22 protein-coding genes and 1 riboswitch are annotated in these 24427 nt (G+C 70.6%); of the genes, 7 read left to right on the top strand and 15 right to left on the bottom strand.

Annotated elements, in window-relative coordinates; genetic code table 11:
- Positions 1–141: 141 nt before the first annotated feature.
- The 6 genes from FHX68_RS08575 to ribD form a co-directional block, all read right to left on the bottom strand.
- The gene (locus FHX68_RS08575; protein WP_141378922.1) at positions 142–1617 is read right to left on the bottom strand and encodes an MFS transporter; all 1476 of its coding nucleotides are present in this window, start codon (positions 1615–1617) and stop codon (positions 142–144) included.
- A 194-nt stretch (positions 1618–1811) separates the two neighbouring features.
- Entirely contained in the window at positions 1812–2162 is a 351-nt protein-coding gene (locus tag FHX68_RS08570; RefSeq protein ID WP_141378924.1) for a Fe-S protein, read from the bottom strand.
- 77 nt (positions 2163–2239) lie between these two features.
- Positions 2240–2713, bottom strand: a complete 474-nt coding sequence (gene ribH, locus FHX68_RS08565) for a 6,7-dimethyl-8-ribityllumazine synthase (RefSeq protein WP_141378926.1) — start codon at positions 2711–2713, stop codon at positions 2240–2242.
- A complete protein-coding gene (gene ribA / locus FHX68_RS08560; protein WP_141378928.1) occupies positions 2710–4092 on the bottom strand; it encodes a GTP cyclohydrolase II in 1383 nt (460 codons plus the stop codon). Before ribA ends, ribH begins: the two co-directional genes overlap by 4 nt.
- Entirely contained in the window at positions 4089–4727 is a 639-nt protein-coding gene (locus FHX68_RS08555) for a riboflavin synthase (protein WP_141378930.1), read from the bottom strand. Before FHX68_RS08555 ends, ribA begins: the two co-directional genes overlap by 4 nt.
- Positions 4728–4729: 2 nt before the next feature.
- Positions 4730–5791 carry a bifunctional diaminohydroxyphosphoribosylaminopyrimidine deaminase/5-amino-6-(5-phosphoribosylamino)uracil reductase RibD gene (gene ribD / locus FHX68_RS08550; RefSeq protein ID WP_141378932.1) on the bottom strand — a complete coding sequence of 354 codons (1062 nt, stop codon included), beginning with the start codon at positions 5789–5791 and terminating at the stop codon, positions 4730–4732.
- A gap of 94 nt (positions 5792–5885) precedes the next feature.
- A riboswitch (FMN riboswitch) is annotated at positions 5886–6047 on the bottom strand.
- Positions 6048–6266: 219 nt separating this feature from the next.
- On the opposite strand from ribD, the gene glpK reads away from it, so the two are divergent.
- On the top strand, positions 6267–7802 hold the full coding sequence (gene glpK / locus FHX68_RS08545; protein ID WP_141378934.1) for a glycerol kinase GlpK: 1536 nt from the start codon (positions 6267–6269) through the stop codon (positions 7800–7802).
- 14 nt (positions 7803–7816) lie between these two features.
- Here glpK and FHX68_RS08540 read toward each other — a convergent pair whose 3' ends face one another.
- Entirely contained in the window at positions 7817–8752 is a 936-nt protein-coding gene (locus FHX68_RS08540) for an Fpg/Nei family DNA glycosylase (RefSeq protein WP_141378936.1), read from the bottom strand.
- A 51-nt stretch (positions 8753–8803) separates the two neighbouring features.
- The gene (locus tag FHX68_RS08535) at positions 8804–9364 is read right to left on the bottom strand and encodes a GNAT family N-acetyltransferase (RefSeq protein ID WP_141378938.1); all 561 of its coding nucleotides are present in this window, start codon (positions 9362–9364) and stop codon (positions 8804–8806) included.
- A gap of 271 nt (positions 9365–9635) precedes the next feature.
- Between FHX68_RS08535 and FHX68_RS08530 the strand changes: the two genes are divergently transcribed.
- Positions 9636–10478, top strand: a complete 843-nt coding sequence (locus FHX68_RS08530; RefSeq protein WP_141378939.1) for an endonuclease domain-containing protein — start codon at positions 9636–9638, stop codon at positions 10476–10478.
- 242 nt (positions 10479–10720) lie between these two features.
- Here FHX68_RS08530 and trpS read toward each other — a convergent pair whose 3' ends face one another.
- The 7 genes from trpS to sdhC form a co-directional block, all read right to left on the bottom strand.
- Positions 10721–11725 (bottom strand): tryptophan--tRNA ligase, encoded by a 1005-nt coding sequence (gene trpS, locus FHX68_RS08525; protein WP_141378941.1) that lies wholly within the window; start codon positions 11723–11725, stop codon positions 10721–10723.
- 90 nt (positions 11726–11815) lie between these two features.
- Positions 11816–12667, bottom strand: a complete 852-nt coding sequence (locus FHX68_RS08520; RefSeq protein WP_141378943.1) for an exodeoxyribonuclease III — start codon at positions 12665–12667, stop codon at positions 11816–11818.
- Between the two features lie 39 nt (positions 12668–12706).
- Positions 12707–13924 (bottom strand): YihY/virulence factor BrkB family protein, encoded by a 1218-nt coding sequence (locus FHX68_RS08515; RefSeq protein WP_229661394.1) that lies wholly within the window; start codon positions 13922–13924, stop codon positions 12707–12709.
- Positions 13925–13955: 31 nt separating this feature from the next.
- The gene (locus FHX68_RS08510) at positions 13956–14732 is read right to left on the bottom strand and encodes a succinate dehydrogenase iron-sulfur subunit (protein WP_141378947.1); all 777 of its coding nucleotides are present in this window, start codon (positions 14730–14732) and stop codon (positions 13956–13958) included.
- The gene (sdhA, locus tag FHX68_RS08505) at positions 14732–16567 is read right to left on the bottom strand and encodes a succinate dehydrogenase flavoprotein subunit (protein WP_141378949.1); all 1836 of its coding nucleotides are present in this window, start codon (positions 16565–16567) and stop codon (positions 14732–14734) included. The genes FHX68_RS08510 and sdhA overlap by 1 nt, the downstream gene beginning before the upstream one ends.
- Before the next feature lie 49 nt (positions 16568–16616).
- Complete coding sequence (locus FHX68_RS08500) at positions 16617–17078, bottom strand: succinate dehydrogenase hydrophobic membrane anchor subunit (RefSeq protein WP_141378951.1); 462 nt, start codon at positions 17076–17078, stop codon at positions 16617–16619.
- Complete coding sequence (sdhC, locus tag FHX68_RS08495; protein ID WP_141378953.1) at positions 17078–17512, bottom strand: succinate dehydrogenase, cytochrome b556 subunit; 435 nt, start codon at positions 17510–17512, stop codon at positions 17078–17080. The genes FHX68_RS08500 and sdhC overlap by 1 nt, the downstream gene beginning before the upstream one ends.
- A 252-nt stretch (positions 17513–17764) precedes the next feature.
- On the opposite strand from sdhC, the gene FHX68_RS08490 reads away from it, so the two are divergent.
- From FHX68_RS08490 to FHX68_RS08470, 5 genes are all read left to right on the top strand, one after another.
- The gene (locus FHX68_RS08490; protein ID WP_141378955.1) at positions 17765–18880 is read left to right on the top strand and encodes a mannose-1-phosphate guanylyltransferase; all 1116 of its coding nucleotides are present in this window, start codon (positions 17765–17767) and stop codon (positions 18878–18880) included.
- 141 nt (positions 18881–19021) lie between these two features.
- On the top strand, positions 19022–20149 hold the full coding sequence (locus tag FHX68_RS08485; RefSeq protein WP_141378957.1) for a BMP family lipoprotein: 1128 nt from the start codon (positions 19022–19024) through the stop codon (positions 20147–20149).
- Positions 20150–20262: 113 nt separating this feature from the next.
- Positions 20263–21777 carry an ABC transporter ATP-binding protein gene (locus FHX68_RS08480; protein WP_141378959.1) on the top strand — a complete coding sequence of 505 codons (1515 nt, stop codon included), beginning with the start codon at positions 20263–20265 and terminating at the stop codon, positions 21775–21777.
- Complete coding sequence (locus tag FHX68_RS08475; protein WP_373288667.1) at positions 21774–23078, top strand: ABC transporter permease; 1305 nt, start codon at positions 21774–21776, stop codon at positions 23076–23078. The genes FHX68_RS08480 and FHX68_RS08475 overlap by 4 nt, the downstream gene beginning before the upstream one ends.
- Positions 23075–24421 carry an ABC transporter permease gene (locus FHX68_RS08470; RefSeq protein ID WP_141378961.1) on the top strand — a complete coding sequence of 449 codons (1347 nt, stop codon included), beginning with the start codon at positions 23075–23077 and terminating at the stop codon, positions 24419–24421. Before FHX68_RS08475 ends, FHX68_RS08470 begins: the two co-directional genes overlap by 4 nt.
- Positions 24422–24427 lie beyond the last annotated feature (6 nt).

Raw genomic sequence — 24427 nt, 5'->3', positions numbered from 1 at the left:
TGGTCAGGCCACATTATGCTCCGTTGTGCGAGCGAACTCAAGAGCCACGCGTCCATCCGTGTGCTGTCGCCACAACGTGCGGCACCGCCTGCGCGGTGCCGCACGTTGTGGCGGTCGGAGGGACCGGTCAGCGAACCCCGGTCAGAGCGAGCCGGTCTCGCCGAGGCCGATGTTGGTGTCGTAGTCGACGTCCTTCGTCTCCTTCGACAGCGCCAGCGCGATGAGCGTGAGCACCGCCGACCCGGAGAGGTAGAGGCCGACCAGCCACGGCTGCCCACCCGCCGCGGCCCAGAGGGCGACGGCGACGAGCGGCGCGAGGGCCGCGCCGAGGATCGACGACACGTTGTACGAGATCGCCGAGCCTGTGTAGCGGACGTTCGTCGGGAAGAGCTCGGGCAGCACCGCGCCCATCGGCCCGAACGTCGCCCCCATCAGCGTGAAGCCGAACACGAGGAAGGCCTGCACGAGCGCGCCGGTGAACTTCGGGTCGAGCTGCGGCATGAGGAACACGTTGAACAGCAGGCCGAACACGCCGATCGCCGCGGTCACCCAGATGAGCAGCTTGCGGCGCCCGATCGTGTCGGCGACGGGGCCGGAGAGCAGCGTGAAGATGCCGAAGAAGATCACCCCGATGATCTGCATGATGACGAAGTCGGTGTAGCCGAAGCCGAGCCCCGCGACATACGTGCTGGGGTCGAAGGCCGTGCCCGCGGCATCCGCGACCTTCTGCGCGCCCTCGACGGTCGGCTTCGTGCCGTACGACAGCGTGAAGCTCGTCATCAGGTAGAAGAGCACGTAGGTCGCCAGCATGATGAAGGTGCCGAGGATGAGGTTCTTCCAGTTCGAGCGGATGACCTCGCCGAGGGGGAACTTGCGGATCGCGCCGGTCTGCTCGGCCTTCGTGAACGTCTCCGACTCGACGAGCTTGAGGCGCACCCACAGGCCGATGATGACCATGACGGCCGAGAACAGGAACGGCACGCGCCAGCCCCAGGTGAGGAACGCCTCGGAGCGCTGCGCCGGGCCGTCGGGGTGCGGCAGGGCGAAGTTGATCACGAGGAACACCGTGTTGGCGATGATGAATCCGATCGGCGCGCCCAGCTGCGGGAACGTGCCGTACCAGGCGCGCTTGCCCTTCGGGGCGTTCTCGGTGGCGACGAGCGCCGCTCCCGACCACTCGCCGCCGAGGGCGAAGCCCTGGAACAGGCGCAGCAGCAGCAGCAGGAACGCCGCCCACCAGCCGATGTCGTTGTACGTCGGCAGGCATCCGATCAGGAACGTCGCGATACCCATCGTGAGCAGGGATGCCACGAGGGTCGCCTTGCGGCCGAAGCGGTCGCCGAAGTGCCCGAAGATCACCGCGCCGATGGGGCGGGCGACCATCGCGGCGCCGAACACGGCGAACGACGAGAGCAGCGAGGTGGTCTCGTTGCCCGTCGGGAAGAAGAGGATCGGGAAGACGAGGACGGCTGCCGTCGCGTAGACGTAGAAGTCGTAGAACTCGATCGTGGTGCCGACGAGGCTCGCGGTGATGACGCGCGAGCGGGGGTTGGCGGGGGCGGCGGAATCGCCGGGGGCGGAGGCGGGCGTCGCGGACGCGGCCGAAGAGGAAGACATACGGGAAGAAGACCTGTCGATCGTGGAGAGGTCCTCGTGGGACGCGCCGGTGGCGGGCGTCCGTGGCGGGGGTGATGCGGCGGGCGTCGCGGCGTTGGGGGGCACCGAGCACTCCGGCAGGGTTCCGGGGTACGAAACGATCCTACGCCCGGCCGAACGTGGCCGGGCGTAGGCGGTCGAACGGGGCGGGGCGCTCAGCGCCAGATGACCGCCAGGGCCGCGTTGACGAAGGTGAGGATGCCGACGCTCCAGAACAGCGCCGGGGCGAGCGTGCCGGTCTTGCGCTGGCGCGCGGTGCCGATGCCGAGCAGGGCGCCGATCACGAGCAGGATCACGAGCTTCACGCCGAGCTTGACGTAGTTCAGCTCGTACGAGATGCCCCACGGGGCGGCCAGGGCGAGGCCGGCGACGGCGGCGATGACCATGCCCCACGTCATCAGCCGCGTGAAGCGGCGCTCGCCGAACGCGGCGACCACCCAGGCGCCGAAGAGCACCGCGAAGCCCACCAGGTGGACGAGGACGACGACGTGACGCAGAATCTCCATACCCTCAGTCTACCTGAAGCTGGGCGTGCGCCGGTGCGCCGGTGCGCCGGTGCGCCGGCGCACGCCGGCGGCGCGGGTCAGCCGCGCAGCGCGCGCAGCAGCAGCGCGGTGCGCAGGGCGGCGTCGGCGGCCTCGGCGCCCTTGTCCTCTTTCGAGCCGGGCAGCCCCGCGCGGTCGATGCCCTGCTGCTCGTCGTCGAGGGTGAGCACCCCGAACCCGACCGGCTTGCCGGTGTCGAGCGCGACGCGCGTGAGACCGTCGGTCGCGGCCGACGAGACGAACTCGAAGTGCGGCGTGCCGCCCCGGATGATCACGCCGAGCGCGACGACCGCGTCGGCCCCGGCATCCAGCGCCGCCTTCGCGGCCACCGGCAGCTCGAACGAGCCCGGCACGCGCACGAGGCGCCAGTCGGCACCGGATGCCTCGAGCACGCGCTCCGCGCCGGCGATGAGCCCGTCGGTGATGACGTCGTGCCACTGGCCGGCCACGACGACGACCCGCAGGCCCGCCGCGTCGATCTGCTGGGGGGCGGGGGCGCCGTGGCCGCTCATGCGTGCTCCTTGGTGACGGTGTCGGTGGTGGTGTCGGTGTCGGTCGTGGCCGGGGTGGGCTCGGCGCCGTGCGCGAGGGCCGCCTCGAGCTCGTCGGCGCCGATGATGTGACCCATCCGGTCGCGCTTGGTCTCGAGGTACTGGTGGTTGTTCGCCCCGACGCCCACCAGCAGCGGCACCTGCTCGACGATGTCGAGGCCGAGCGCGCGCAGCTGGTTCACCTTGTCGGTGTTGTTCGTGAGCAGGCGCACCTTCTCGACGCCCAGGTCGCCGAGGATGCCGGCCGCCGCCGCGTAATCCCGGGCATCCGCCGGGAGCCCGAGGGCCAGGTTCGCGTCGACGGTGTCGAGCCCGCGCTCCTGCAGGCTGTAGGCCCGCAGCTTGTTGATGAGCCCGATGCCGCGGCCCTCGTGCCCGCGCATGTAGACGACGACGCCTCCGCCGGTCGCGATGGCGTCGAGGGCGGCGTCGAGCTGCGGCCCGCACTCGCACTTGAGCGAGCCGAACGCTTCGCCGGTGAGGCACTCGGAGTGCACGCGCACGAGCGGCGCCTCGGATCCGTCGGCGCCCGAATGCAGGTCGCCGGACACGACCGCGATGTGGTCGGTGCCGGTGACGCGGTCCTTGTACGCCAGGAAGCGGAACGTGCCGTGCGACGTCGGCACCTGCGCCTCGGCGCGGAGGCTCACGCGGCGGCGCGCGCCGTGCCGGGCGGTCTCGCCGTCGCCGGCGGCGTCGGCGCTCGCGATCGGCGCGGTGTCGTCGAGGTGGGCGATGAGCTGCTCGATCGTGATGACCGGGATGCCTTCGCGCGCACCCATCTCGATGAGACCCGGCAGGCGCATCATCGAGCCGTCCTCGGCGACGACCTCGCCGATCGCGGCGACCGGCTGGAGCCCGGCGAGCTTCATGAGCTCGACGCCCGCCTCCGTGTGCCCGGCGCGTTCGCGCACGCCGCCGTCGACGGCGCGCAGCGGCAGGATGTGCCCCGGCCGGATCACCGCCGAGGGGGTGGATGCCGGGTCGGCGAGCACGTTCAGGGTGTGCGAGCGGTCGGTCGCGCTGATGCCGGTCGAGACCTTGTCCGCGGCATCCACGCTCACCGTGTACGCGGTGCCGCGCACGTCCTCGTTCACCGCGACCATCGGCGGCAGGTCGAGCCGGTCGGCCCACTCCGCCGGCATGGGCGCGCAGATGAACCCGCTCGACCAGCGGATCGTCCAGGCGAGCCACTCGGGGGTGGCGAGCTCGGCCGACAGGATGATGTCGCCCTCGTTCTCGCGGTTCTCATCGTCGGCGACGATGACGGGGCGGCCGGCGCGCAGGGCGTCGAGGGCCTCGGGGATGGTGGACAGGCCGGGGGTGGCGGAAGGGCTCATCGCGAGCCTCCTTCGGAGTCGTTCGGGGTCGTGGAGAAGGCGAGGAGGCGCTGCACGTGGCGCGCCAGGATGTCGGTCTCGAGGTTGACGAGGTCGCCCGCCCGGCGGAGGCCGAGGGTCGTGACCTCGAGGGTCTCGGGGATGAGCGAGACCTCGAACCACTGCTCGGGCTCGGTGGCGGGGGAGACGGCGCTGACTGTGAGCGAGACGCCGTCGACCGTGATCGAGCCCTTGTCGACGACGAGCGGGGCGAGATCCGCCGGCAGCGACACCCGCACGACCTGCCACTGCTCGCCCGGGAAGACCTCGAGCACGGTGCCCGTGCCGTCGACGTGGCCCTGCACGATGTGTCCGCCCAGGCGGGTGTGCGCGGCGAGCGCGCGTTCGAGGTTCACCGGCGTGCCGGGGCCGATCTCGCCGAGGCTCGTGACCGCGAGGGTCTGGTGCATGACGTCGGCGGCGAACCAGTCGTCGCCCTGATCGACGACCGTGAGGCACACGCCGGACACGGCGATCGAGTCGCCCTGCGCGGCGTCCGACACGGCGCGGGGGCCGCGCACGGTGACGCGCAGGCCGTCGCCCGCGGGCTCGACGGCGACGATCTCGCCGCGCTCTTCGATGATCCCGGTGAACATGGTCAGTCTTCTTCCTTCGCGGGGAGGTCGGGGTGGGCGACGACGAGGAGGTCGTCGCCGAGGCGCCGCACGTCGCTGACGGTCAGCCGGCGCTGGTCGGCGATCGTCGTCACGCCGAGGTCGCCGAGCGCGAGCCGCTCGCCGCCGAGGAGGGTCGGGGCGAGGTAGACGAGCAGCTCGTCGACGAGCCCGTCGCGCACGAACGACGATGCGAGGCGGGGGCCGCCCTCGATGAACACGCGCTGCGCGCCGAACTCGCGGAGGCGGCCCAGCAGATCGACGAGGTCGTCGCCCTCGTCCTGCAGGAACGGTCGCGGGTGCTGCCGCACCGCCGCCTCCTGCGGCACCGCGCGGGTGCCGACGACGACCGGGCGGGGCTGGTGGTCGTACAGGGTGCCGTCGCCGCGGCGGGCGGTGAGGGCGGGATCGTCGGCGAGCAGGGTGCCGGTGCCGACGACGATGGCATCCGCCGCGGCGCGGCGCGCGTGCACGTCGGCGCGGGCGAGCGGGCCGGTGATCCACTGGCTGGTGCCGTCGGATGCCGCGGCGCGCCCGTCGAGCGACTGCGCCCACTTGACGGTGACGTGCGGGCGGCCGAGCCGCTGCACCGTGAGCCACGAGTCGAGCAGGGCGGTTCCCTCGGCCCGCAGCAGCCCCGCCTCGACGTCGACGCCGCCGCGGCGGAGGTGCGCGCCGCCGCCGCCGGAGAGCACTCCGGGGTCGTCGACGGCGTAGACGACGCGGGCGATGCCGGCGTCGAGCAGTGCTTCGGCGCACGGGCCGGTGCGGCCGGTGTGGTTGCAGGGTTCGAGCGTGACGATAGCGGTCGCGCCGCGGGCGGCGGCGGGGCCGTGCGCGGCGGCGAGGTTCGTCAGGGCGTCGATCTCGGCGTGCGGGGTGCCGGCACCGCGGTGCCAGCCCTCGGCGAGGACCTCGCCGGCGGGAGAGAGGATGACCGCGCCGACCTGCGGGTTCACGCCGCGCGGCCCGTGCAGCGCCAACTGCAGCGCGCGCGCCATGGCATCGCGCTCGGTGGCGCTCCGCTCGCGGTCGGCCTGTGGCATCCGTCGTCCTTCGTCACGACTCGTCGTCTTCAGGGCTCCGGGGCATCGATGGGCGGACGATGCGCGCTCTGCGCGCCAGACGCCGCGAACGGCGCCCGTGCTGCCTCCCATCCGGACTCGCGGCGCTCTCCGCAGAGAGGCGCCGCATCACCGTCGGTCCCGGAATTCCACCGGGTCGACCCGTTCGATCATTCGATCTGGCGGGCTCGCGGACTGTCACCGCCGGTTCGGATTCTCACCGACCCCGGAGCACGTTGTTCTGCTCTCGATCCTACTCAACGCCCCGGACGTCGTTTCATTCCGTGTCGTCGGAGCGTGCGGGCGTCGCAGGTTCCCCTGCCGCGGTTGCCGCAGGCCGCGGGGCGCTCGGCATTCGTCCACCTGCGCCGCGACAGCGTGAGAGGACCGGGATATCCGCCTGCCGACGCCGGCCGCGTGCCGGAGCCGAGACAGCAGAACTCGAGGAGGAGGCGACGTGCCGCAGCACGTGATCGCGATCGACCAGGGCACGACGTCGACGCGGGCGATCGTCTTCGACGCGTCGGCGCAGCCGGTCGCGACCGCCCTCCGGGAGCACGCGCAGCTCTTTCCGCGTGCCGGCCGCGTCGAGCACGACCCGATCGAGATCTGGGCGAACACGCAGGAGGTCGTCGACGAGGCGCTGCGCAGTGCCGGCCTCGCCGCCGCCGACGTCGCGGCCGTCGGCGTGACCGACCAGCGCGAGACGGCGATCGTCTGGGGTCGCCGCACCGGCCTGCCGATCCACAATGCCCTCGCGTGGCAGGACACCCGCACGCAGCCGCGTGTCGACCGCCTCATCGCGCGGCACGGAGTCACGGCGTTCGCCGCGACCACCGGGCTGCTGCTCGCGACCTACTTCTCCGCGGCGAAGATCGCCTGGATCCTCGACAACGTCGAGGGTGCGCGCGAGGCGGCCGCCGCGGGCGACCTGCTGTTCGGCACGCCCGACACCTGGCTGGTGTGGAATCTCGCGGGAGGCGTCGACGGAGGCATCCACGTCACGGACGTCACGAACGCCTCGCGCACCCTGCTGATGGACCTCCGGACCCTCGACTGGGCGCCCGAGCTGCTCGAGGTGTGGGACATCCCGTGCGCGATGCGGCCCGAGATCCGATCGTCGTCGGAGGTCGTCGGCGAGGTGCGCCGGCCGGCGGCGCTCGCCGGCGTGCCGATCGCGGGAATCCTCGGCGACCAGCAGGCCGCGGCGTTCGGCCAGACCGCGTTCGAGGCGGGGGAGTCGAAGAACACCTACGGCACCGGCAACTTCCTGCTCGTCAACACCGGTGCCGACATCGTGCGCTCGAAGGCCGGGCTCCTCACGACCGTCGCCTACCGGCTGGGGAACGACGCGGCGCGGTACGCGGTGGAGGGGTCGATCGCCGTCACCGGCTCGCTCGTGCAGTGGCTGCGCGACAACCTCGGGATCATCCGCACGTCCGCCGAGGTCGAGGAGCTCGCGGCATCCGTCGCCGACAACGGCGACGCGTATCTCGTGCCCGCCTTCTCGGGGCTGTTCGCCCCGTACTGGCGCCCCGAGGCGCGCGGCGCGCTCGTCGGGCTCACCTGCTACGTCACGAAGGGGCACCTCGCCCGCGCCGTGCTCGAGTCCACCGCGTTCCAGTCGCGCGACGTGATCGAAGCGGTCGTCGCCGACGCGGGGCGAGAGCTCGACCTGCTGCGCGTAGACGGCGGGATGACCCGCGACGCGCTGCTGATGCAGTTCCAGGCCGATATCCTCGGCATTCCCGTGGTGCGCCCGAAGATCGTCGAGACGACCGCCCTCGGCGTCGCTTATGCCGCCGGGCTCGCCGTGGGGGTGTGGGGCTCGCTCGACGAGCTGCGCGCGCACTGGCAGGAGGACGTGCGCTTCGAGCCGCGGATGAGCGCCGACGAACGCAGCCGTCGGTACCGGCAGTGGAAGAAGGCGGTCGCCACATCGATCGACTGGGTCGACGACGACGCGCGCATCCTCATGGGCACGACCGACTGAGCCGTCTCTCGCGGCTACTTCAGCAGCCGCGAGAGCCGGCGGTCGGCGAGCAGCTTGCCGCCGGTCTGGCACGTCGGGCAGTACTCGAGCGAGTTGTCGGCGAAGAACACCGACCGCACCTCGTCGCCGCACACCGGGCACGCCTCGCCGCGGCGACCGTGCACGGCCATGCCGCGCCGCTTGGCGTCCTTGAGGTCGGCGGGCGGGCGGCCGGATGCCTGGGCTACCGCGTCGGTCAGCGTCGAGCGGAGCGCGGCGTACAGCCGGTCGATCTCGGCGTCGTCGAGGCCGGCCGCGAGCGCGTACGGCGACATCTTCGCGGCGTGCAGGATCTCGTCGGAGTAGGCGTTGCCGATCCCCGCGACGATCGACTGGTCGCGGAGGACGCCCTTGATCTGGGTGCGGCGCCCGGCGAGGAGCCCCGCGAGCACGTCGCGGGTGAAGTCGTCGCCGAGCGGGTCGGGGCCGAGCCGCGCGATGCCCGGCACCTCGTCGGGGCGGCGCACGACGTAGACGGCGAGCGACTTCTTGGTGCCCGCCTCGGTGAGGTCGAACCCCGAGCCGTCGTCGAAGCCCACGCGGAGGGCGATCGGGGTCTTCCCCGGCCGGATCACCGTCGCCGGCAGCTGCTCGTACCAGCGCAGCCAGCCGGCCTTGGCGAGGTGGAAGACGAGGTGGAGGGGAGTGGTCGTGGCGGGTGTGCCGTCCGGGGCATCCGTGTCGTCCGGCGCGTCCGTGGTCTCCGGGGCATCCGTGGCCTCCGTCTGCACGTCGATGAACTTGCCGTGCCGCGTGACACCGACGACCGTCGTGCCCTTCAGAGCGTCGAGGGGCGGGTCGTAGGTCTTGAGGGCCGCGATGTTCGCGAGCGTCGCCTTCGTGATCGCGTGCTCGACGGTGCGCTCGGCGAGGAAGTCGACGAGCCCCTGCACCTCGGGCATCTCGGGCATGCCGCCATCCTGCCACGCGGCTGTCACACGCGGGCGGGTGCGGCGGTGCCGTCAGGGGATCGGCCAGGTCTGCGGGGTGCGGTCGTCGGTGGCGAGGAGCGCCGCCGACCAGCCGTCCTCGCGCCCGTCCGAGCCGATCAGCGCTGCGCGCCGGACGCCTTCGAAGCGGAAGCCGAGCCGCTCGGCCACGCGCGCCGACGCGGTGTTGCCGACGACCGCGTGCCATTCGATGCGCGCCAGGGCGGCGCCGTCGGCGGAGAACCCCCAGTCGAGCGCGGTGCGCGCCGCCTCGGTGAGCAGCCCGCGCCCGCGCGCCGGCGCGGCGAGCCAGTAGCCGAGCTCGCCCGACCCCTTGCCGTCGACCCGGTACAGCCCGACGATCCCGACGAGCACGCCCTGCTCGCGCACCGCCCACGACAGGCGGTCGCCGGTCTGCCAGCCGGCGCGGGTCGCGGCGATGAGCTCGTCGGCGTCCGCGCGCGTGAACGGCGTCGGCACCGAGGTGTACCGCTGCACCGCGGGATCCTGCCCCGCCGCGAACAGCGCCTCGGCGTCGCCCTCCGTGAGCACCGACAGCTCGAGCCGGAGCGTCCGCAGCACAACCGGTTCCATCCCGCCGAGCCTATCCCCCTCGCCCGGTTCCCCCGCCCCTCCTTCCGCTCGGGCGTACCGTTTGCAGGATCACTGCGCTCTCGTGGGCGGGCCCGCCGCGTGATTCCGCGGCACCGCTCGTCGCGAGTGTGGTCTGATCCTGCAAACGGGTACAGCGCGCGGTCTGACGCCGCTGGCGTCGCCTCCTCCCCAACAGCAGCTTCGGCCGATCCCTCCCCAGATGGTCGGATCTGGCCGCCACGGCGCCGCGCTCGGCGCCACACTCGCGGGCATGACGACCGACTACCTCACTCGCGCGGAGCTGCGCAGGAGCGGCCTCACGCGCAGATCGATTCAAGACGCGGTGCGCTCCGGCGCACTCATCCATGTGCGCCGTGACCGATACCTGACCGTGGAAGCAGACGACATGTACGTGCGCGCCGTGCGCGTCGGCGGGCGCCTGACCTGTCTGTCGCTGCTCGGAGCGCTCGGCGTCTTCGTGCTCGAGAACCGCGCGCTGCACGTGCACATCGATCCCCGCGGAAGCAGACTGCGCGACCCTGCCGATCGCCGTCGTCGACTGCGGTTGGCGGCTGCCGAGATATCCCTCCACTGGTCTGCGCTCCTTGAGCCGGTCGGTCAGGCCTGCACCGTTTCGGTCGTCGACGCCGCGGCGCACGCGATCCGGTGTCAGCCGCCGCGCGCCGCCGTCGCGACGCTCGACAGCCTGCTGAACAGGGGTCTCCTCACGCGCTTCGACCTGCGGAGGATCTTCGCTGCGCTCCCGGCTCGGTTCGCCGTGCTGGAGCATCTCGTCGACCCACGCGCCGAATCCGGCCCGGAGACGTTCGTGCGACTGCTTGCCCGATCACTCGGTTGCGAGATCGCCCTGCAGGTGAGGTTCGATGGCATCGGCCGCGTCGACCTGGTGCTCGACGGGTGGTTGGTCGTCGAGTGCGACAGCAAGGAGTTCCACTCCGACTGGGCGCAGCAGGCGCGCGATCGCGAGCGCGACGCGGCGCTCGCCGCCCTCGGCTACACAAGCCTCCGCTTTACGGCCGCGATGATCATGTATCGCCCCGACGACGTGCTCGCCGCCCTGCGCGGTCTGCTCGCCGCCCACCGCACGCACTGACGGTCGGGCGCGCCGAAGGCTGGGAAATCGCGCGCTGTCGCGGGCACTTTTGCAGGATCACTCGCCCCAAACGGGTCTTCTCGGCTGTGACTGACGGCGTGTCGTGTGGTCTGATCCTGCAAACGGTACACAGGGAAGGGGGCAGCGCGCGGGGAACCGGGCGACGGCGCGGCAGCGGCGCGGCAGGGGGTCAGCGGCGGCGGGGGGCGACGGGGCGGCAGGGGCGGCGGGGCGGCAGGGGGTCAGCGGCGGCGGAGCAGGCCGACCTTGTCGTAGACGTCGGCGAGGGTCTTCTCGGCGACCTCGGCAGCGCGGTCGGCGTTGGATGCCAGCACCCGGTCGAGCTCGGCGGGGTCGGCGAGGAGGGCGAGCGCCCGCTCGCGCACGGGGCCGAACTCGGCGACGACGACCTCGGCGAGGCCCTTCTTGAAGTCGCCGTATCCGCGCCCGGCGTACTCGTCCTCGATCGCCGGGATCTGCCGGCCGGTCAGCGCCGCGTAGATCGTGAGCAGGTTCGACACGCCGGGCTTGTTCTCCCGGTCGTAGCGCACCGTGCCGTCGCTGTCGGTGACGGCACGCATGACCTTCTTCGCCGAGACCGCCGGGTCGTCGAGCAGCCACAGCACCCCGGCATCCGACTCCGCCGACTTCGACATCTTCGCCGTCGGGTTCTGCAGGTCGTAGATGCGCGCGGTCTCCTTCTGGATCACCGGGATCGGCACCGTGAACGCGGTGCCGTAGCGCGCGTTGAACCGCTCGGCCAGGTCGCGCGTCAGCTCGACGTGCTGCTTCTGGTCATCGCCGACCGGCACGATGTCGGTCTGGTACAGCAGGATGTCGGCCGCCATCAGCACCGGGTACGTGAACAGGCCCACGTTCGTCTGGTCGGCGCCGTAGCGGGCCGACTTGTCCTTGAACTGCGTCATCCGCCCGGCCTCGCCGAAGCCGGTGATCGTCGACAGCACCCACTGCAGCTCGGTGTGCGCGGGCACGTGCGACTGCACGTACAGCGTCGAGCGTGACGGCTCGATGCCCGCGGCGATGTACTGCGCGGCGGTGCGGCGGGTCTTCTCGCGGAGCTCCGCCGGGTCGTTCGGCTGGGTGAGGGCGTGGAGGTCCACGACGGAGAAGAACGCGTCGTAGGCATCCTGCAGCTCGCTCCACTGCAGGAGCGCACCGATGTAGTTGCCGACCTGGAGGGAGTCGGCAGACGGCTGCATTCCGGAGTAGAGGCGAGGCTTGGTCACCACCCCAGTCTATTCCGCGGATGCCTCGTGCCCCGCCGCGCCCGCAGACCCCGCCGCGCCCGCAGAACGCGACCGAGCCCACGACCCAGATCAGAACACGTAGTCGGCGACGACGGGCGCGTGGTCACTCCACCGGGTGTCCCACGAGGGCGCGCGCACGACGCGGTAGTCGACGACCCGCTCCGCCAGGGCGGGGGTGGCGAGGTGGTAGTCGATGCGCCAGCCCGTGTCGGTGTCGAACGCCTTGCCGCGGTTCGACCACCAGGTGTACGGCCCGTCGACCTCACCCGCGAAGCGGCGGCCGACGTCGACCCAGCCGAGGCCGGGGCCCGTCGACCCGTCGACGCCCTCGACCTCTTCGCCCGCCGCGCCGGTGAACCGGTCGAAGTAGGCGCGCTCGCGCGGGAGGAAGCCCGCCTTCTTGACGTTGCCCTTCCAGTTGCGGATGTCGAGGGTGCGGTGCCCGACGTTCAGGTCGCCGGTGATCACCGCGTGCTCGCCGAGCAGGGGCATCCGCGCCGTCATCGCGTCGAGGAAGGCGTACTTCGCGTCCTGCTTCGGGGTGCCGTCCTCGCCGGTGTGCACATAGGCGCTCACGACGGTGACCCTCCGGCCGGCAACCTCGATGTCGGCCTCGACCCAGCGCCCGCGCGAGTCGAGCGTCTCGTCGCCGAGCTCGATCCGCCAGATCTCGAGCGGCTCGCGCGCGGCGATCGCGACGCCCGCGCGGCCCTTGGCGAGGGCCTCGTCGTTCACGATGTGCCAGCCCGGGAGGGCGGCGGCGAGATCGGATGCCTGGGCGCGCACCTCCTGCAGGGTCAGGACATCGACGTCGGCGGCATCGAGCCACGCGCTCATCCCCTTGCGGACGGCGGCGCGGATGCCGTTGACATTGACGGAGGCGAGGCGAAGGCGGGGGGAGGAGGATGACTCGATGGGCACCGCAAAAGCCTAACCACGACCGCCGACACGAGCCTCGCGTCACCCGAACAGGTCGGTATGCCACCGCGACGCGGGCGCGGGCGCCGCCGCCTCGACCTCGGCGAGCTCCGCCTCGGCCTCGCGCACCGCCCGCGTCGCGGCGAAGCGCCGGTACCAGGGCGCGTCGGCGCGGTCGTCGCGCGCCGTGCGCAGGCGCACCTGCGCGGCCAGCAGCAGCGCGGCGTGCTCCTCGCGCAGCCGGTCGGCGTCGCTCAGGTACGCGAGCGGCTCGCCCTCGTCGCTCGCCGCGACGGCGATCCACGAGGCGGAGACGAGGATGATGATCCCGATCACGCGGAACCACAGCAGGAGGCCGATGAAGATCGTGAAGGTCGCCAGCAGCGGGTTGCTCGGGGTGTAGCGGAGCACCCAGCCGGCACCGAGCTGCAGCACGGTCAGCGCGATGCCGCCGAAGAGCCCGCCGGGGTGGATCCGTCGCCAGGTGAGCGAGGTGCCGGTGAGGAAGCGGAACAGCAGCGCCAGCGCCCCGGTGAACACGGCGACGGACACGAGGATCGACACGAGCCCGAGGCCGAGCCGGTACCAGCCGAGCAGCGAGAAGATCCAGCCGAGCGCCCAGGTGCCCGCGACGCTGACGGCCGAGCCGAGCACCAGCGCGATCCCGAACAGCAGCGCCGCCACGAAGTCGCGCGCCTTCAGCAGCACGTACGAGCGGTCGTCGAAGGGCAGGCCGAAGATGTCGCGCACTGCGCGGCGGGTGAAGGTCACGAACCCGATCGAGGTCCAGATCGCGGTGAGCACCGCGATGACACCGGTGACGGCCAGCACGCCCGTCGATCCGGTCGCGATCTCGGTGACCTGCTCGGTCGTGAACACCCCGCCCTGACCCTCCGGGCGGATGAGCCCGGGGGTGTACGAGTCGATGATCGTGATGAGGCCCTGCACGGCGGCAGGGCTGCCACCGAGCCACAGACCCACGCCCGCGAACGCGACGTAGATCACCGCGAAGAAGGAGAACAGGGCCTGGTAGCTCACCCCCGCCGCGAGAAGGAACCCGTTGTGCTGCAGGAAGTGCCGCCACACCCGCACCGGGAAGAGTGCGAGGGTCTTGCGCGTGATCTCGGTGGCCGCGCTGATCGGCACGTCGAAGCGCTCGCGCAGGGATGCCTGGGTGCTCTCCCAGCGCTCGCGGAGCCCCTCTTCCTCCGCGCGCGCCGAATCGGCCGCGGCGCGGGCGGAGGAAGGGTGTTCGCTCACGTCGTCAGGATAGCGAGACGGCGCAGCGGGCTCAGTGCCGCAGGATCGCCTGCTTGACCTCGGCGATCGCCTTGGTGACCTCGATGCCGCGCGGGCACGCCTCGGTGCAGTTGAAGGTCGTGCGGCAGCGCCACACGCCTTCCTTGTCATTGAGGATGTCCAGGCGGACGTCGCCCGCGTCATCGCGCGAGTCGAAGATGAAGCGGTGCGCGTTGACGATCGCGGCGGGGCCGAAGTACTGGCCGTCGGTCCAGAACACGGGGCAGGACGTCGTGCACGCGGCGCACAGGATGCACTTGGTGGTGTCGTCGAAGATCGCGCGCTCGGCGGGCGACTGGATGCGCTCCTTGCCCGGCTCGGGCTTCGAGTTCGCGATGAGGAACGGCTGCACCTCGCGGTAGGAGGCGAAGAACGGCTCCATGTCGACGATGAGGTCTTTCTCGAGCGGCAGGCCCTTGATCGCCTCGACGTAGATCGGCTGCGAGATGTCGAGGTCCTTGATCAGGGTCTTGCAGGCGAGGCGGTTGCGCCCGTTGATGCGCATGGCGTCCGAGCCGCAGATGCCGTGCGCGCACGAGCGGCGGAACGACAGCGAGCCGTCGACCTCCCACTTGATCTTGTGCAGCGCGTCGAGCACGCGGTCGGTGGGGTAGAGCTCGACGTCGTAGTCGACCCAGCGCGGCTCGCTGTCGGTCTCCGGGTCGAAGCGGCGGATGATGAACGTGACGAGGTAGGACTGGATCGCGTCTTCGGCCCCCGAGTCGGCGGGCGAAGCGACGGCGTCCCGTTCGGCGATGGCGGTCGACATCAGTACTTCCTCTCCATCGGCGGGTACTTCAACTCGCCCTGCTCGTTCTTCGTGAACTCGACCGGTTTCCAGTCGAGGCGGATGTGGTCCTCGGGGTCGGGCGAGTGCGGGTCGCCCGTGAGGTAGGCCATCGTGTGCTGCAAGTAGTTCTCGTCGTCGCGCTTCTCGTAGTCCTCGCGCATGTGGCCGCCGCGGCTCTCCTTGCGGTTGCGGGCGGCATAGGCGACGATCTCGGCGATGTCGAGCAGGAACCCGAGCTCGACGGCCTCGAGCAGGTCGGTGTTGAAGCGCTTGCCCTTGTCGTCGACGTGGATGTTCTTGTACCGCTCGCGCAACTCCTCGATGACGCCGAGGACGTGGGTGAGCGACTCCTCGGTGCGGAACACCTGGGCGCCCTTGTCCATCTCCTCCTGCAGCGCCTTGCGGAGGACGGCGATGCGCTCGGTGCCCTGGTTGTTGCGGAGACCCTCGAGCATGTCGCGCACCTCCTTGGCCGGGTCTTCCGGCAGCGGCACGAACTCGGCGGTCTTGACGTACTCGACGGCGTTGCGGCCCGAGCGCTTTCCGAACACGTTGATGTCGAGGAGCGAGTTCGTGCCGAGGCGGTTCGCGCCGTGCACCGAGACGCACGCGCACTCGCCGGCGGCGTAGAGGCCGGGCACGACGGTGTCGTTGTTCTGCAGCACCTCGCCGTTGTTGGTGGTGGGGATGCCGCCCATGGCGTAGTGCGCCGTCGGCATGACCGGGACGGGCTCGGTCACCGGGTCGACGCCGAGGTAGGTGCGCGCGAACTCGGTGATGTCGGGGAGCTTCGTCTCGAGCACCTCGGCACCCAGGTGCGTGCAGTCGAGGTAGACGTAGTCCTTGTGCGGGCCGGCGCCGCGGCCCTCGAGCACCTCTTTGACCATGCAGCGGGCGACGATGTCGCGGGGCGCGAGGTCTTTGATCGTCGGGGCGTAGCGCTCCATGAAGCGCTCACCCAAGGCGTTGCGAAGGATCGCGCCCTCACCGCGGGCGCCCTCGGTGAGGAGGATGCCGAGACCCGCGAGGCCGGTCGGGTGGAACTGGAAGAACTCGATGTCCTCGAGCGGCAGACCCTTGCGCCACACGATGCCGACGCCGTCGCCGGTGAGGGTGTGCGCGTTCGAGGTCGTCTTGTAGATCTTGCCGAAGCCGCCGGTCGCGAAGATGACCGCCTTCGAGTGGAAGACGTGCAGATCGCCGGTGGCGAGCTCGTACGCGACGACGCCCGCGACCTGGGTGTTGCCGTCGTCGTCCATCGCGGTGATGAGGTCGAGCGCGTAGTACTCGTTGAAGAAGTTGATGCCGAGCTTGACGCAGTTCTGGAAGAGGGTCTGGAGGATCATGTGGCCGGTGCGGTCGGCCGCGTAGCACGCGCGGCGGACCGGGGCCTTGCCGTGCTCGCGCGTGTGGCCGCCGAACCGGCGCTGGTCGATCTTGCCCTCGGGGGTGCGGTTGAACGGCAGACCCATGTTCTCGAGTTCGATGACCGCGTCGATCGCCTCTTTGGCGAGGATCTCCGCCGCGTCCTGGTCGACGAGGTAGTCACCGCCCTTGATGGTGTCGTAGGTGTGCCACTCCCACGAGTCCTCTTCGACGTTGGCGAGGGCCGCCGCCATGCCGCCCTGCGCGGCGCCGGTGTGCGAGCGCGTCGGGTAGAGCTTCGTGATGACGGCGGTGCGGGCGCCGGGGCCCGCCTCGATCGCGGCGCGCATGCCCGCGCCGCCGGCGCCGACGATGACGATGTCGAACTCGTGGTAGTACACACCGTCCCGCAGGACGGCTTCGGGATGCGCGGTGGTCGCGGTGCTCACGTCAGGGATGCCTTCGTCTTCTTCTTCGTCGTTGTCGTCTGCGCCGAGATCAGCGTGCGGAGCACATCTCGATCAGCCAGTCGGTCGTCGAGTTCTCCACGCCCAGGCACGGGTCGAACGTGAAGACCACGAGCGTGCCGAGCAGGATGAGGAACCCGGCCGCGATCCACAGCGCCCAGACCAGAACCTTGCGGGTGGTCGCGCCGGTCACGTAGTCGTTCACGATCGTGCGCATGCCGTTCGCGCCGTGGATGAGGGCGAGCCAGAGCATCAGCACGTCCCACCACTGCCAGAACGGCGAGGCGAACTTGCCGGCGACGAACGCGAAGTCGATGCCGTGGATGCCCTCGCCGAGCATGAGGTTGACGAACAGGTGACCGAAGATGAGGACGACCAGCAGCACGCCGGAGGCGCGCATATAGATCCAGCCCCACTTCTCGAGGTTGGCGCCCTTCTTGCGGGGCTGCGCCGAACGCGGAGCGGCGAGGTCGGGGGTCTGCGTCAGAGCCATCAGTGACCGCCTCCCATGTTCGAGAAGACGTTGATGAGGTGGCGCGGCGCGAAGCCGGCGAGGGTCACGGCCCAGAGGCCGATCACGCCCCACCACAGCTGGCGCTGGTGGCGCGTCGCCCACGGCCACAGGTCGACCGCGATGATGCGCAGACCGTTGAAGGCGTGGTAGGCGATCGCCGCGACGAGCGCGACCTCGCCGAGGCCCATGATCGGGTTCTTGTACATGCCGATGACCACGTCGTACGCCTCGGGGGAGAGGCGGATGAGCGCGGTGTCGAGCACGTGCACGAGCAGGAAGAAGAAGATGGCGATGCCGGTGATGCGGTGCAGGACCCACGACCACATGCCCACGTTGCCGCGGTACAGCGTGCCGCGCGGGTACTTCGACGTGGTCTGGGCTACCGACGGTGTGACGCGTGCTGGTGCAGACACGGTCGTCCTCCCTTGGTGTGAACGGACACCTCGCTACGGCGGGGCCGGGGCCGGCCGGGTCTCCGGCGGTGACCGGGGGCCCATCTCGTCGCACACAGGTGCCCTCTCATCCTAGGTCGCCCCGCCGCGGGGCGGCGAGGAAGGCCACCCTAAGTTCTCTCGATGTCGAGCAATCCGTATGAATCCCCTTTCTTTCGGAAGGGTCCCGGCGTTCTCCCGGGTGCGCGCCCGCGCCCTCGGTAGGCTCGGGGCATGGCTTCACCGATCGACGACTTCTACGCCGTGATCCCCGCGGGAGGCGTCGGCAGTCGCCTCTGGCCCCTCTCCCGGGCGGACGCCCCGAAGTTCCTGCACGACCTCACCGGCTCCGGGCACTCGCTGCTGCGCGACACATGGGACCGCCTCGAGCCGCTGACCGGGCCCGACCGCATCGCGGTGGTCACCGGCCGCGCGCACCGCGCCGCCGTCGAGGATCAGCTGCCCGGCATCGCCGACCACAACGTCATCCTCGAGTCCGAGCCCCGCGACTCCGCCGCCGCGATCGGGCTCGCCGCCGCGATCCTGCACCGCCGCGAACCCTACGTGATCATCGGATCGTTCGCGGCCGACCACGTCATCCGCGGCACGCGCGTGTTCGAGTTCGCGGTGCGCGACGCCGTCGAGGTCGCCCGCGAGGGCTACATCTGCACCGTCGGCATCGCCCCCTCCGAGCCCGCCGTCGGGTTCGGCTACATCAAGCGCGGGCCGGAGCTCATCGTCGACGGCGCGCGGGATGCCTCGCTCGTCGAGCGCTTCGTCGAGAAGCCCGACCTCGACACGGCCAAGCAGTACCTCGCCGACCGCGATTACCTGTGGAACGCCGGCATGTTCATCTCGCGCGCCGACGTGCTGCTGGCCGAGATCGCGGCGAACAACCCCGAGCTGCACGCCGGCCTCGTCGAGCTCGCCGAGGCGTGGGACGACCGCGACCGCCGCGGCCCGGCGGTCGACCGCATCTGGCCGACGCTGCCGAAGATCGCGATCGACTACGTCGTCGCCGAGCCCGCCGCCGACAAGGGCCGGCTTGCGGTCGTTCCCGGCCACTTCGACTGGGACGACGTGGGCGACTTCGCGAGCCTCGCGAAGCTCAACTCCGGCGGCCGCAAGAACGACCTCGCGATCCTCGGCGAGAACGCCCGCATCCTCTCCGACGCGGCGAGCGGCATCGTCGTCAGCCACACGAAGCGGGTCATCAGCCTCATCGGCGTGAAGGACATCGTCGTCGTCGACACCGCCGACGCGCTGCTGGTGACCACGAGCGAGCACGCGCAGCGGGTGAAGGGCGTGGTGGATGCCTTGAAGCTCACCGGCCGGGGAGACGTGCTCTGACGCGGCTTTCCCGCGGGATCATTGCGTCTTTGTAACCATTGCGTTGCACGGGCCCTCCCGGCGTGCAAACGGTGCGTCACAGTAGGTAACTTCGATGCGTGCGCCCGCGAGATCCGCGGGTCTATCAATGTGGAGGCTGCATTGACCATCTCGACCACCAAGAAGCTCGCCGGCATCACCGCCGCGGCCGGGCTCATCATCGCTCTCGCCGGCTGTGGCTCGGCGCCTGACTCGGACTCGACCGGATCGGCCGCCGCCGGCGGCGCCGTGGACGGGTTCCTGCCCTGCCTCGTCTCCGACGCCGGCGGTTGGAACGACAAGTCGTTCAACGAGTCGGCGAAGAACGGCATGGACAAGGCAGCCAAGGAGCTCGGCGTGACGCCGCTCGAGTTCGAGTCGAAGAACGACAACGACTACGCGCCGAACATGCAGCAGGCCATCGCCGAGGGCTGCTCGCTCGTCGTCGCCGTCGGCTTCAAGCTCGCCGCGGCCACGATCGAGTCGGCCAACGCCAACCCCGACCTCAGCTTCGCGATCATCGACGACTACGCGGACGCCGACTTCGACGGCAAGCCCGACGCTCCGAACATCAAGCCGCTCGTCTTCAACACGGCCGAGGCGGCCTACCTCGGCGGCTACGCCGCGGCCGCGTGGTCGGCGCAGGCCGGCGTCAACAAGGTCGGCACCTTCGGCGGCATGCAGATCCCCTCGGTGGCGGTCTTCATGGACGGCTACGAGCTCGGCGTGAAGAAGTACAACGAGGACAAGGGCGCGAACGTCCAGGTCGCCGGGTGGGACAGCACCACCCAGGAGGGTCTGTTCACGGGCGGCTTCGAGGCGAACGACACCGCGAAGCAGACCGCTCAGAACCTCCTCGACCAGGGCGTCGACGTCATCCTGCCCGTCGGCGGCCCCATCTACAAGAGCGCCGCGGCGGCCATCGCCGACAGCGGCAAGGACGCCGTCATGCTCGGCGTCGACACCGACCTCGCCGTCGCCGACCCGTCGGTCGCCGACATCACCCTCGTCTCGATCATGAAGGCGATCGACGTCTCGGTGTACGACACCACCATCGCCGCCTCCAAGGGCGACTTCGACCCGACCCCGTACGTCGGCACGCTGAAGAACGAGGGCGTCAAGCTCTCGAGCTTCCACGACTTCGAGTCGAAGCTTCCCGCCGGTCTCACCGACGAGCTGAAGAAGCTGCAGGACGACATCATCGCGGGCACCATCACCGTCGATTCGAAGAACTCCCCGGCCGGTTCGTGATCTGAACCCGTCGGCCCTCGGGGCGAGTAGCCGTGTGCTGCTCGCCCCGAGTGGCGTCACCCGGTCGTCTTCTCGACCCCCACCCCCGAAACCGACCCAGGTAGGGTTTTGATATGAAGCTCGAGCTCCGCGGAATCACCAAGAGATTCGGCAGCCTCGTCGCCAACGACCACATCGATCTCGTGGTCGAACCGGGAGAGATCCATGCTCTCCTCGGTGAGAACGGCGCCGGCAAGTCCACGCTGATGAACGTGCTGTACGGCCTGTACCGCGCCGACGAGGGCGAGATCCTCCTCGACGACGTGCCGCAGCACTTCCGCGGCCCCGGCGACGCGATGGCGGCCGGCATCGGCATGGTGCACCAGCACTTCATGCTGATCCCGGTGTTCACCGTCGCCGAGAACGTGATGCTCGGGCACGAGGACACGAAGGCACTCGGACGTCTCGACCTGAACGCCGCACGTCGGCACGTGCGCGAGATCGCACAGCGGTTCGGCTTCGAGATCGACCCGGATGCCCTGGTCGGCGACCTCCCCGTCGGCGTGCAGCAGCGGGTCGAGATCATCAAGGCGCTCTCCCGCGACGCGAAGGTGCTCGTCTTCGACGAGCCGACCGCGGTGCTCACCCCGCAGGAGACCGACGAGCTGATGGCGATCATGCGCCAGCTGCGCGACGCGGGGACATCCATCGTCTTCATCACCCACAAGCTGCGTGAGGTGCGCGAAGTCGCCGACCGCATCACCGTCATCCGGCTCGGCAAGGTCGTCGGCGAGGCCTCGCCCACGGCGACCAACGCCGAGCTCGCGTCGCTGATGGTCGGACGCGCCGTCGAGCTGACGGTGCACAAAGACGCGGCCCGGCCGGGCGAAGGCGGCCTGCAGGTGCGCGAGCTGCGCGTGCTCACCGGCACGGGTGCGATCGTCGTCGACGGCGTCTCGTTCGACGTGCGACCGGGCGAGATCCTCGCCGTCGCGGGCGTCCAGGGCAACGGCCAGACCGAGCTCGTCGAGGCCATCGTCGGCCTCGCCCCCCGCGTCGAGGGATCGATCAGCCTCGACGGCACCGAGCTCGTCGGCAAGAGCGTGCACGCGATCCTCGGCGAGGGCGTCGGGTTCGTGCCCGAGGACCGCAAGATCGACGGTCTCGTCGGCGGGTTCTCGGTGGCCGAGAACCTCATCCTCGACCGCTCGTCCGACCCCGCCTTCGCCCGCGCGGGCACGCTCCGTCGCAGCGCGCTGGACTCGTTCGCGCGTGATCGCATCACCGAGTACGACATCCGCACGCAGGGCCCGCAGACCGCCGCGGGAACCCTCTCCGGCGGCAATCAGCAGAAGGTCGTCATCGCCCGCGAGATGAGCCGAGACCTGCGCCTCCTCGTCGTCGCCCAGCCGACCCGTGGCGTCGACGTCGGCTCGATCGAGTTCATCCACAAGCGCATCATCGAGACGCGCGACGCCGGCATCCCCATCATCGTCGTCTCCACCGAGCTCGACGAGGTGACCGCGCTGGCCGACCGGATCGCCGTGATGTATCGCGGCACCGTCGTCGGCATCGTGCCCGGCGACACGCCCCGCGACACCCTCGGCCTCATGATGGCAGGCGAGACCGAACCGGAGGTGGCCGCGTGAGCGAGTCGACACCCACGCACGAGGTCGAGCACAGCGCCCGCCCCGAAGACACCCCGCGGGCGGTCGGGCCGCTGTTCGGCGACGAGCCGCCCACCGGCGGCACGGTGTTCCTGCGCGAGCTGATGCGCGGCAGCGCCGTCACCACGATCCTCGCGATCGTGCTCGCCCTGCTCGTCGGCGGCGTGCTGATCGCCCTGACCAATGAGGACGTGCAGACGGCCGCACGATACTTCTTCTGGCGCCCCGGCGACACGTTCGCCGCGATCTGGAACTCGGTCGCCGGCGGCTACGAGGCGCTCTTCCGCGGCGCCGTGTTCAACCCGAAGGGCAACGACTTCGCCGCGCAGATCCGCCCGCTCACCAACTCGCTCGGGTTCGCGGCGCCGCTGATCGCCGCGGGGCTCGGCGTGGCGCTCGCGTTCCGCGCCGGCCTGTTCAACATCGGCGCGCGCGGCCAGATGCTCATCGGCGCGATGTTCGCGGGGCTGTTCGCGTTCAACCTGGACCTGCCGATGTGGATCCACCTGCCCCTCACCCTCCTCGCCGGCATCGTCGGCGGGGCGCTCTGGGGCGGCCTGGTGGGCCTCCTGAAGGCCAAGACCGGGGCGCACGAGGTGATCCTCACGATCATGCTCAACTACGTCGCGTTCTACCTGCTGCTGTGGATGCTGCGGACGCCGGGCCTCCTGCAGGCCGAGGGCAGCAACCAGCCGCAGACCCGCCCGACCCCCGAGTCGGCGCAGTTCCCGAACCTGCTCGGCGCACAGTTCCCGAATCTCGACTGGGGCTTCGTCGTCGTGATCGCCGCGACCGTCTTCGTGTGGTGGCTGATCGAGCGCTCGAGCCTCGGCCTGCGACTGCGCGCGCTCGGCGAGAACCCGCACGCCGCGCGTGCCGCGGGCATGAGCGTCGACCGGCTCTACATCTACGCGATGCTCTTCGCCGGCGGCCTCGCGGGGCTCGCGGCGATGAACCAGATCCAGGGCACCGTGACGAGCGGCTTCGGCGCCACGATCGACGCCGGCATCGGCTTCGACGCGATCACGGTCGCGCTCCTCGGACGCAGCCGCGCGTGGGGCACCTTCGCCGCTGGCATCCTGTTCGGCGCCCTCAAGGCGGGGTCGTTCTCGATGCAGGCGCAGGGCATCCCCGTCGACATCGTGCTCGTCGTGCAGTCGCTGATCGTGCTGTTCATCGCGGCGCCGCCCCTGCTGCGCGCCGTGTTCTTCCTGCCCAAGACCGATGCCGAGAAGGCCGCCGCCGCGCGCGCCAAGGCGGCCAAGAAGGCGGTGGCCGCATGAGCGCCACGGTTCCCGAGACCTCCGCGGCCGGCGGCCGCCCGGCCGACCCGGCGACGGGTCAGCCCGCCGCGCAGATCGAGAAGCTCGACGGCACGATCCAGCTCGCCGTCGTGAAGGAGCGCCACTTCAAGGCGCCCATCGTGCTCGCCGTCGTCACGGTGCTGCTCGCTCTGCTGTTCGCCTTCGCGCCGCGCGACGGGGTGTCGACCTTCCGCCTCGGCGACCCGTCGCAGTCGTTCGCACTGCCCGACATCGACGTGCCGACCGCCGCCACCGCCTGGGCGGTCTGGGCGGTGCTCGTCGTCCTGACCCTCCTCTCCCTGTGGATGGCGTGGTCGTACCGGCGGCAGCCGCTGTGGCTGACGATCGTCTTCAGCGTGCTGGGCGTCTTCGCCTTCCTCGTGTGGGCAGGTGCCGGCGGCCTCGTCCCCGTGCCGAGTCTGCTGTTCGGCGCCGTCTCCCTGTCGGTGCCGCTCGTCTTCGGCGCCCTCGGCGGCGTCATCGGTGAGCGGGTCGGCGTCGTCAATGTCGCGATCGAGGGGCAGCTGCTGCTCGGCGCGTTCTCGGCGGCGCTCCTGTCGAGCATGACCGGCAACCCGTTCGTGGGCCTGCTCGGTGCGATGCTCGGCGGCGTGCTCGTCGCGTTCGTGCTCGCGGCCTTCGCGATCAAGTACCTCGTCGACCAGGTCATCGTCGGCGTCGTGCTGAACGTGCTCGTGACGGGCCTCACCGGCTTCCTCTACGGCGCGCTGCTCGTACCGAACGAGCAGCAGCTCAACCGTCCCGAGCGCTTCGGTCGCATCCAGATCCCCGTGCTCAGCGAGATCCCCGTGATCGGGCCGGTGCTGTTCAACCAGACCTTCATCGTCTACCTGATGTTCGTGACCGTCGCCGTCGTCGCGTGGGGCCTCTACCGCACCCGCTGGGGCCTGCGCCTGCGCGCCGTCGGCGAGCACCCGCAGGCCGCCGACACCGTTGGCATCAAGGTGAACACGTCGCGGTTCTGGAACGTCTCGCTTGCCGGCGCCATCGCCGGCATCGGCGGCGCCTACTTCACGCTCGTCTCGGTGCCGCAGTTCAGCAAGGACATGACCGCCGGCCTCGGCTTCATCGCCCTCGCCGCCGTGATCTTCGGCCGATGGGACCCGATCCGCGCCGCCCTCGCCGCGCTGCTGTTCGGCTTCGCGACCAACCTGCAGAACCTGCTGACGATCCTGAAGACCCCGATCCCGAGCGAGTTCATGCTCATGCTGCCCTATGTCGTCACGATCCTCGCGGTCGCCGGTTTCGCCGGCCAGATACGCGGGCCCGCGGCATCCGGCAAGCCCTACATCAAGGAGTGACCGACG

This window comes from Microbacterium lacticum (assembly GCF_006716815.1).
GTDB classification, from domain to species: Bacteria; Actinomycetota; Actinomycetes; order Actinomycetales; family Microbacteriaceae; genus Microbacterium; species Microbacterium lacticum.
This window is presented reverse-complemented; position numbering and strand designations above follow the sequence as displayed.

What these genes read in the sequence shown, in the direction of transcription:
- FHX68_RS08575 (WP_141378922.1), bottom strand. Translation starts at nt 1,617, where the DNA reads ATGTCTTCCTCTTCGGCCGCGTCCGCGACGCCCGCCTCCGCCCCCGGC.
- FHX68_RS08570 (WP_141378924.1), bottom strand. Translation starts at nt 2,162, where the DNA reads ATGGAGATTCTGCGTCACGTCGTCGTCCTCGTCCACCTGGTGGGCTTC.
- ribH (WP_141378926.1), bottom strand. Translation starts at nt 2,713, where the DNA reads ATGAGCGGCCACGGCGCCCCCGCCCCCCAGCAGATCGACGCGGCGGGC.
- ribA (WP_141378928.1), bottom strand. Translation starts at nt 4,092, where the DNA reads ATGAGCCCTTCCGCCACCCCCGGCCTGTCCACCATCCCCGAGGCCCTC.
- FHX68_RS08555 (WP_141378930.1), bottom strand. Translation starts at nt 4,727, where the DNA reads ATGTTCACCGGGATCATCGAAGAGCGCGGCGAGATCGTCGCCGTCGAG.
- ribD (WP_141378932.1), bottom strand. Translation starts at nt 5,791, where the DNA reads ATGCCACAGGCCGACCGCGAGCGGAGCGCCACCGAGCGCGATGCCATG.
- FHX68_RS08540 (WP_141378936.1), bottom strand. Translation starts at nt 8,752, where the DNA reads ATGCCCGAGATGCCCGAGGTGCAGGGGCTCGTCGACTTCCTCGCCGAG.
- FHX68_RS08535 (WP_141378938.1), bottom strand. Translation starts at nt 9,364, where the DNA reads ATGGAACCGGTTGTGCTGCGGACGCTCCGGCTCGAGCTGTCGGTGCTC.
- FHX68_RS08530 (WP_141378939.1), top strand. Translation starts at nt 9,636, where the DNA reads ATGACGACCGACTACCTCACTCGCGCGGAGCTGCGCAGGAGCGGCCTC.
- FHX68_RS08510 (WP_141378947.1), bottom strand. Translation starts at nt 14,732, where the DNA reads ATGTCGACCGCCATCGCCGAACGGGACGCCGTCGCTTCGCCCGCCGAC.
- FHX68_RS08500 (WP_141378951.1), bottom strand. Translation starts at nt 17,078, where the DNA reads ATGGCTCTGACGCAGACCCCCGACCTCGCCGCTCCGCGTTCGGCGCAG.
- FHX68_RS08490 (WP_141378955.1), top strand. Translation starts at nt 17,765, where the DNA reads ATGGCTTCACCGATCGACGACTTCTACGCCGTGATCCCCGCGGGAGGC.
- FHX68_RS08480 (WP_141378959.1), top strand. Translation starts at nt 20,263, where the DNA reads ATGAAGCTCGAGCTCCGCGGAATCACCAAGAGATTCGGCAGCCTCGTC.
- FHX68_RS08470 (WP_141378961.1), top strand. Translation starts at nt 23,075, where the DNA reads ATGAGCGCCACGGTTCCCGAGACCTCCGCGGCCGGCGGCCGCCCGGCC.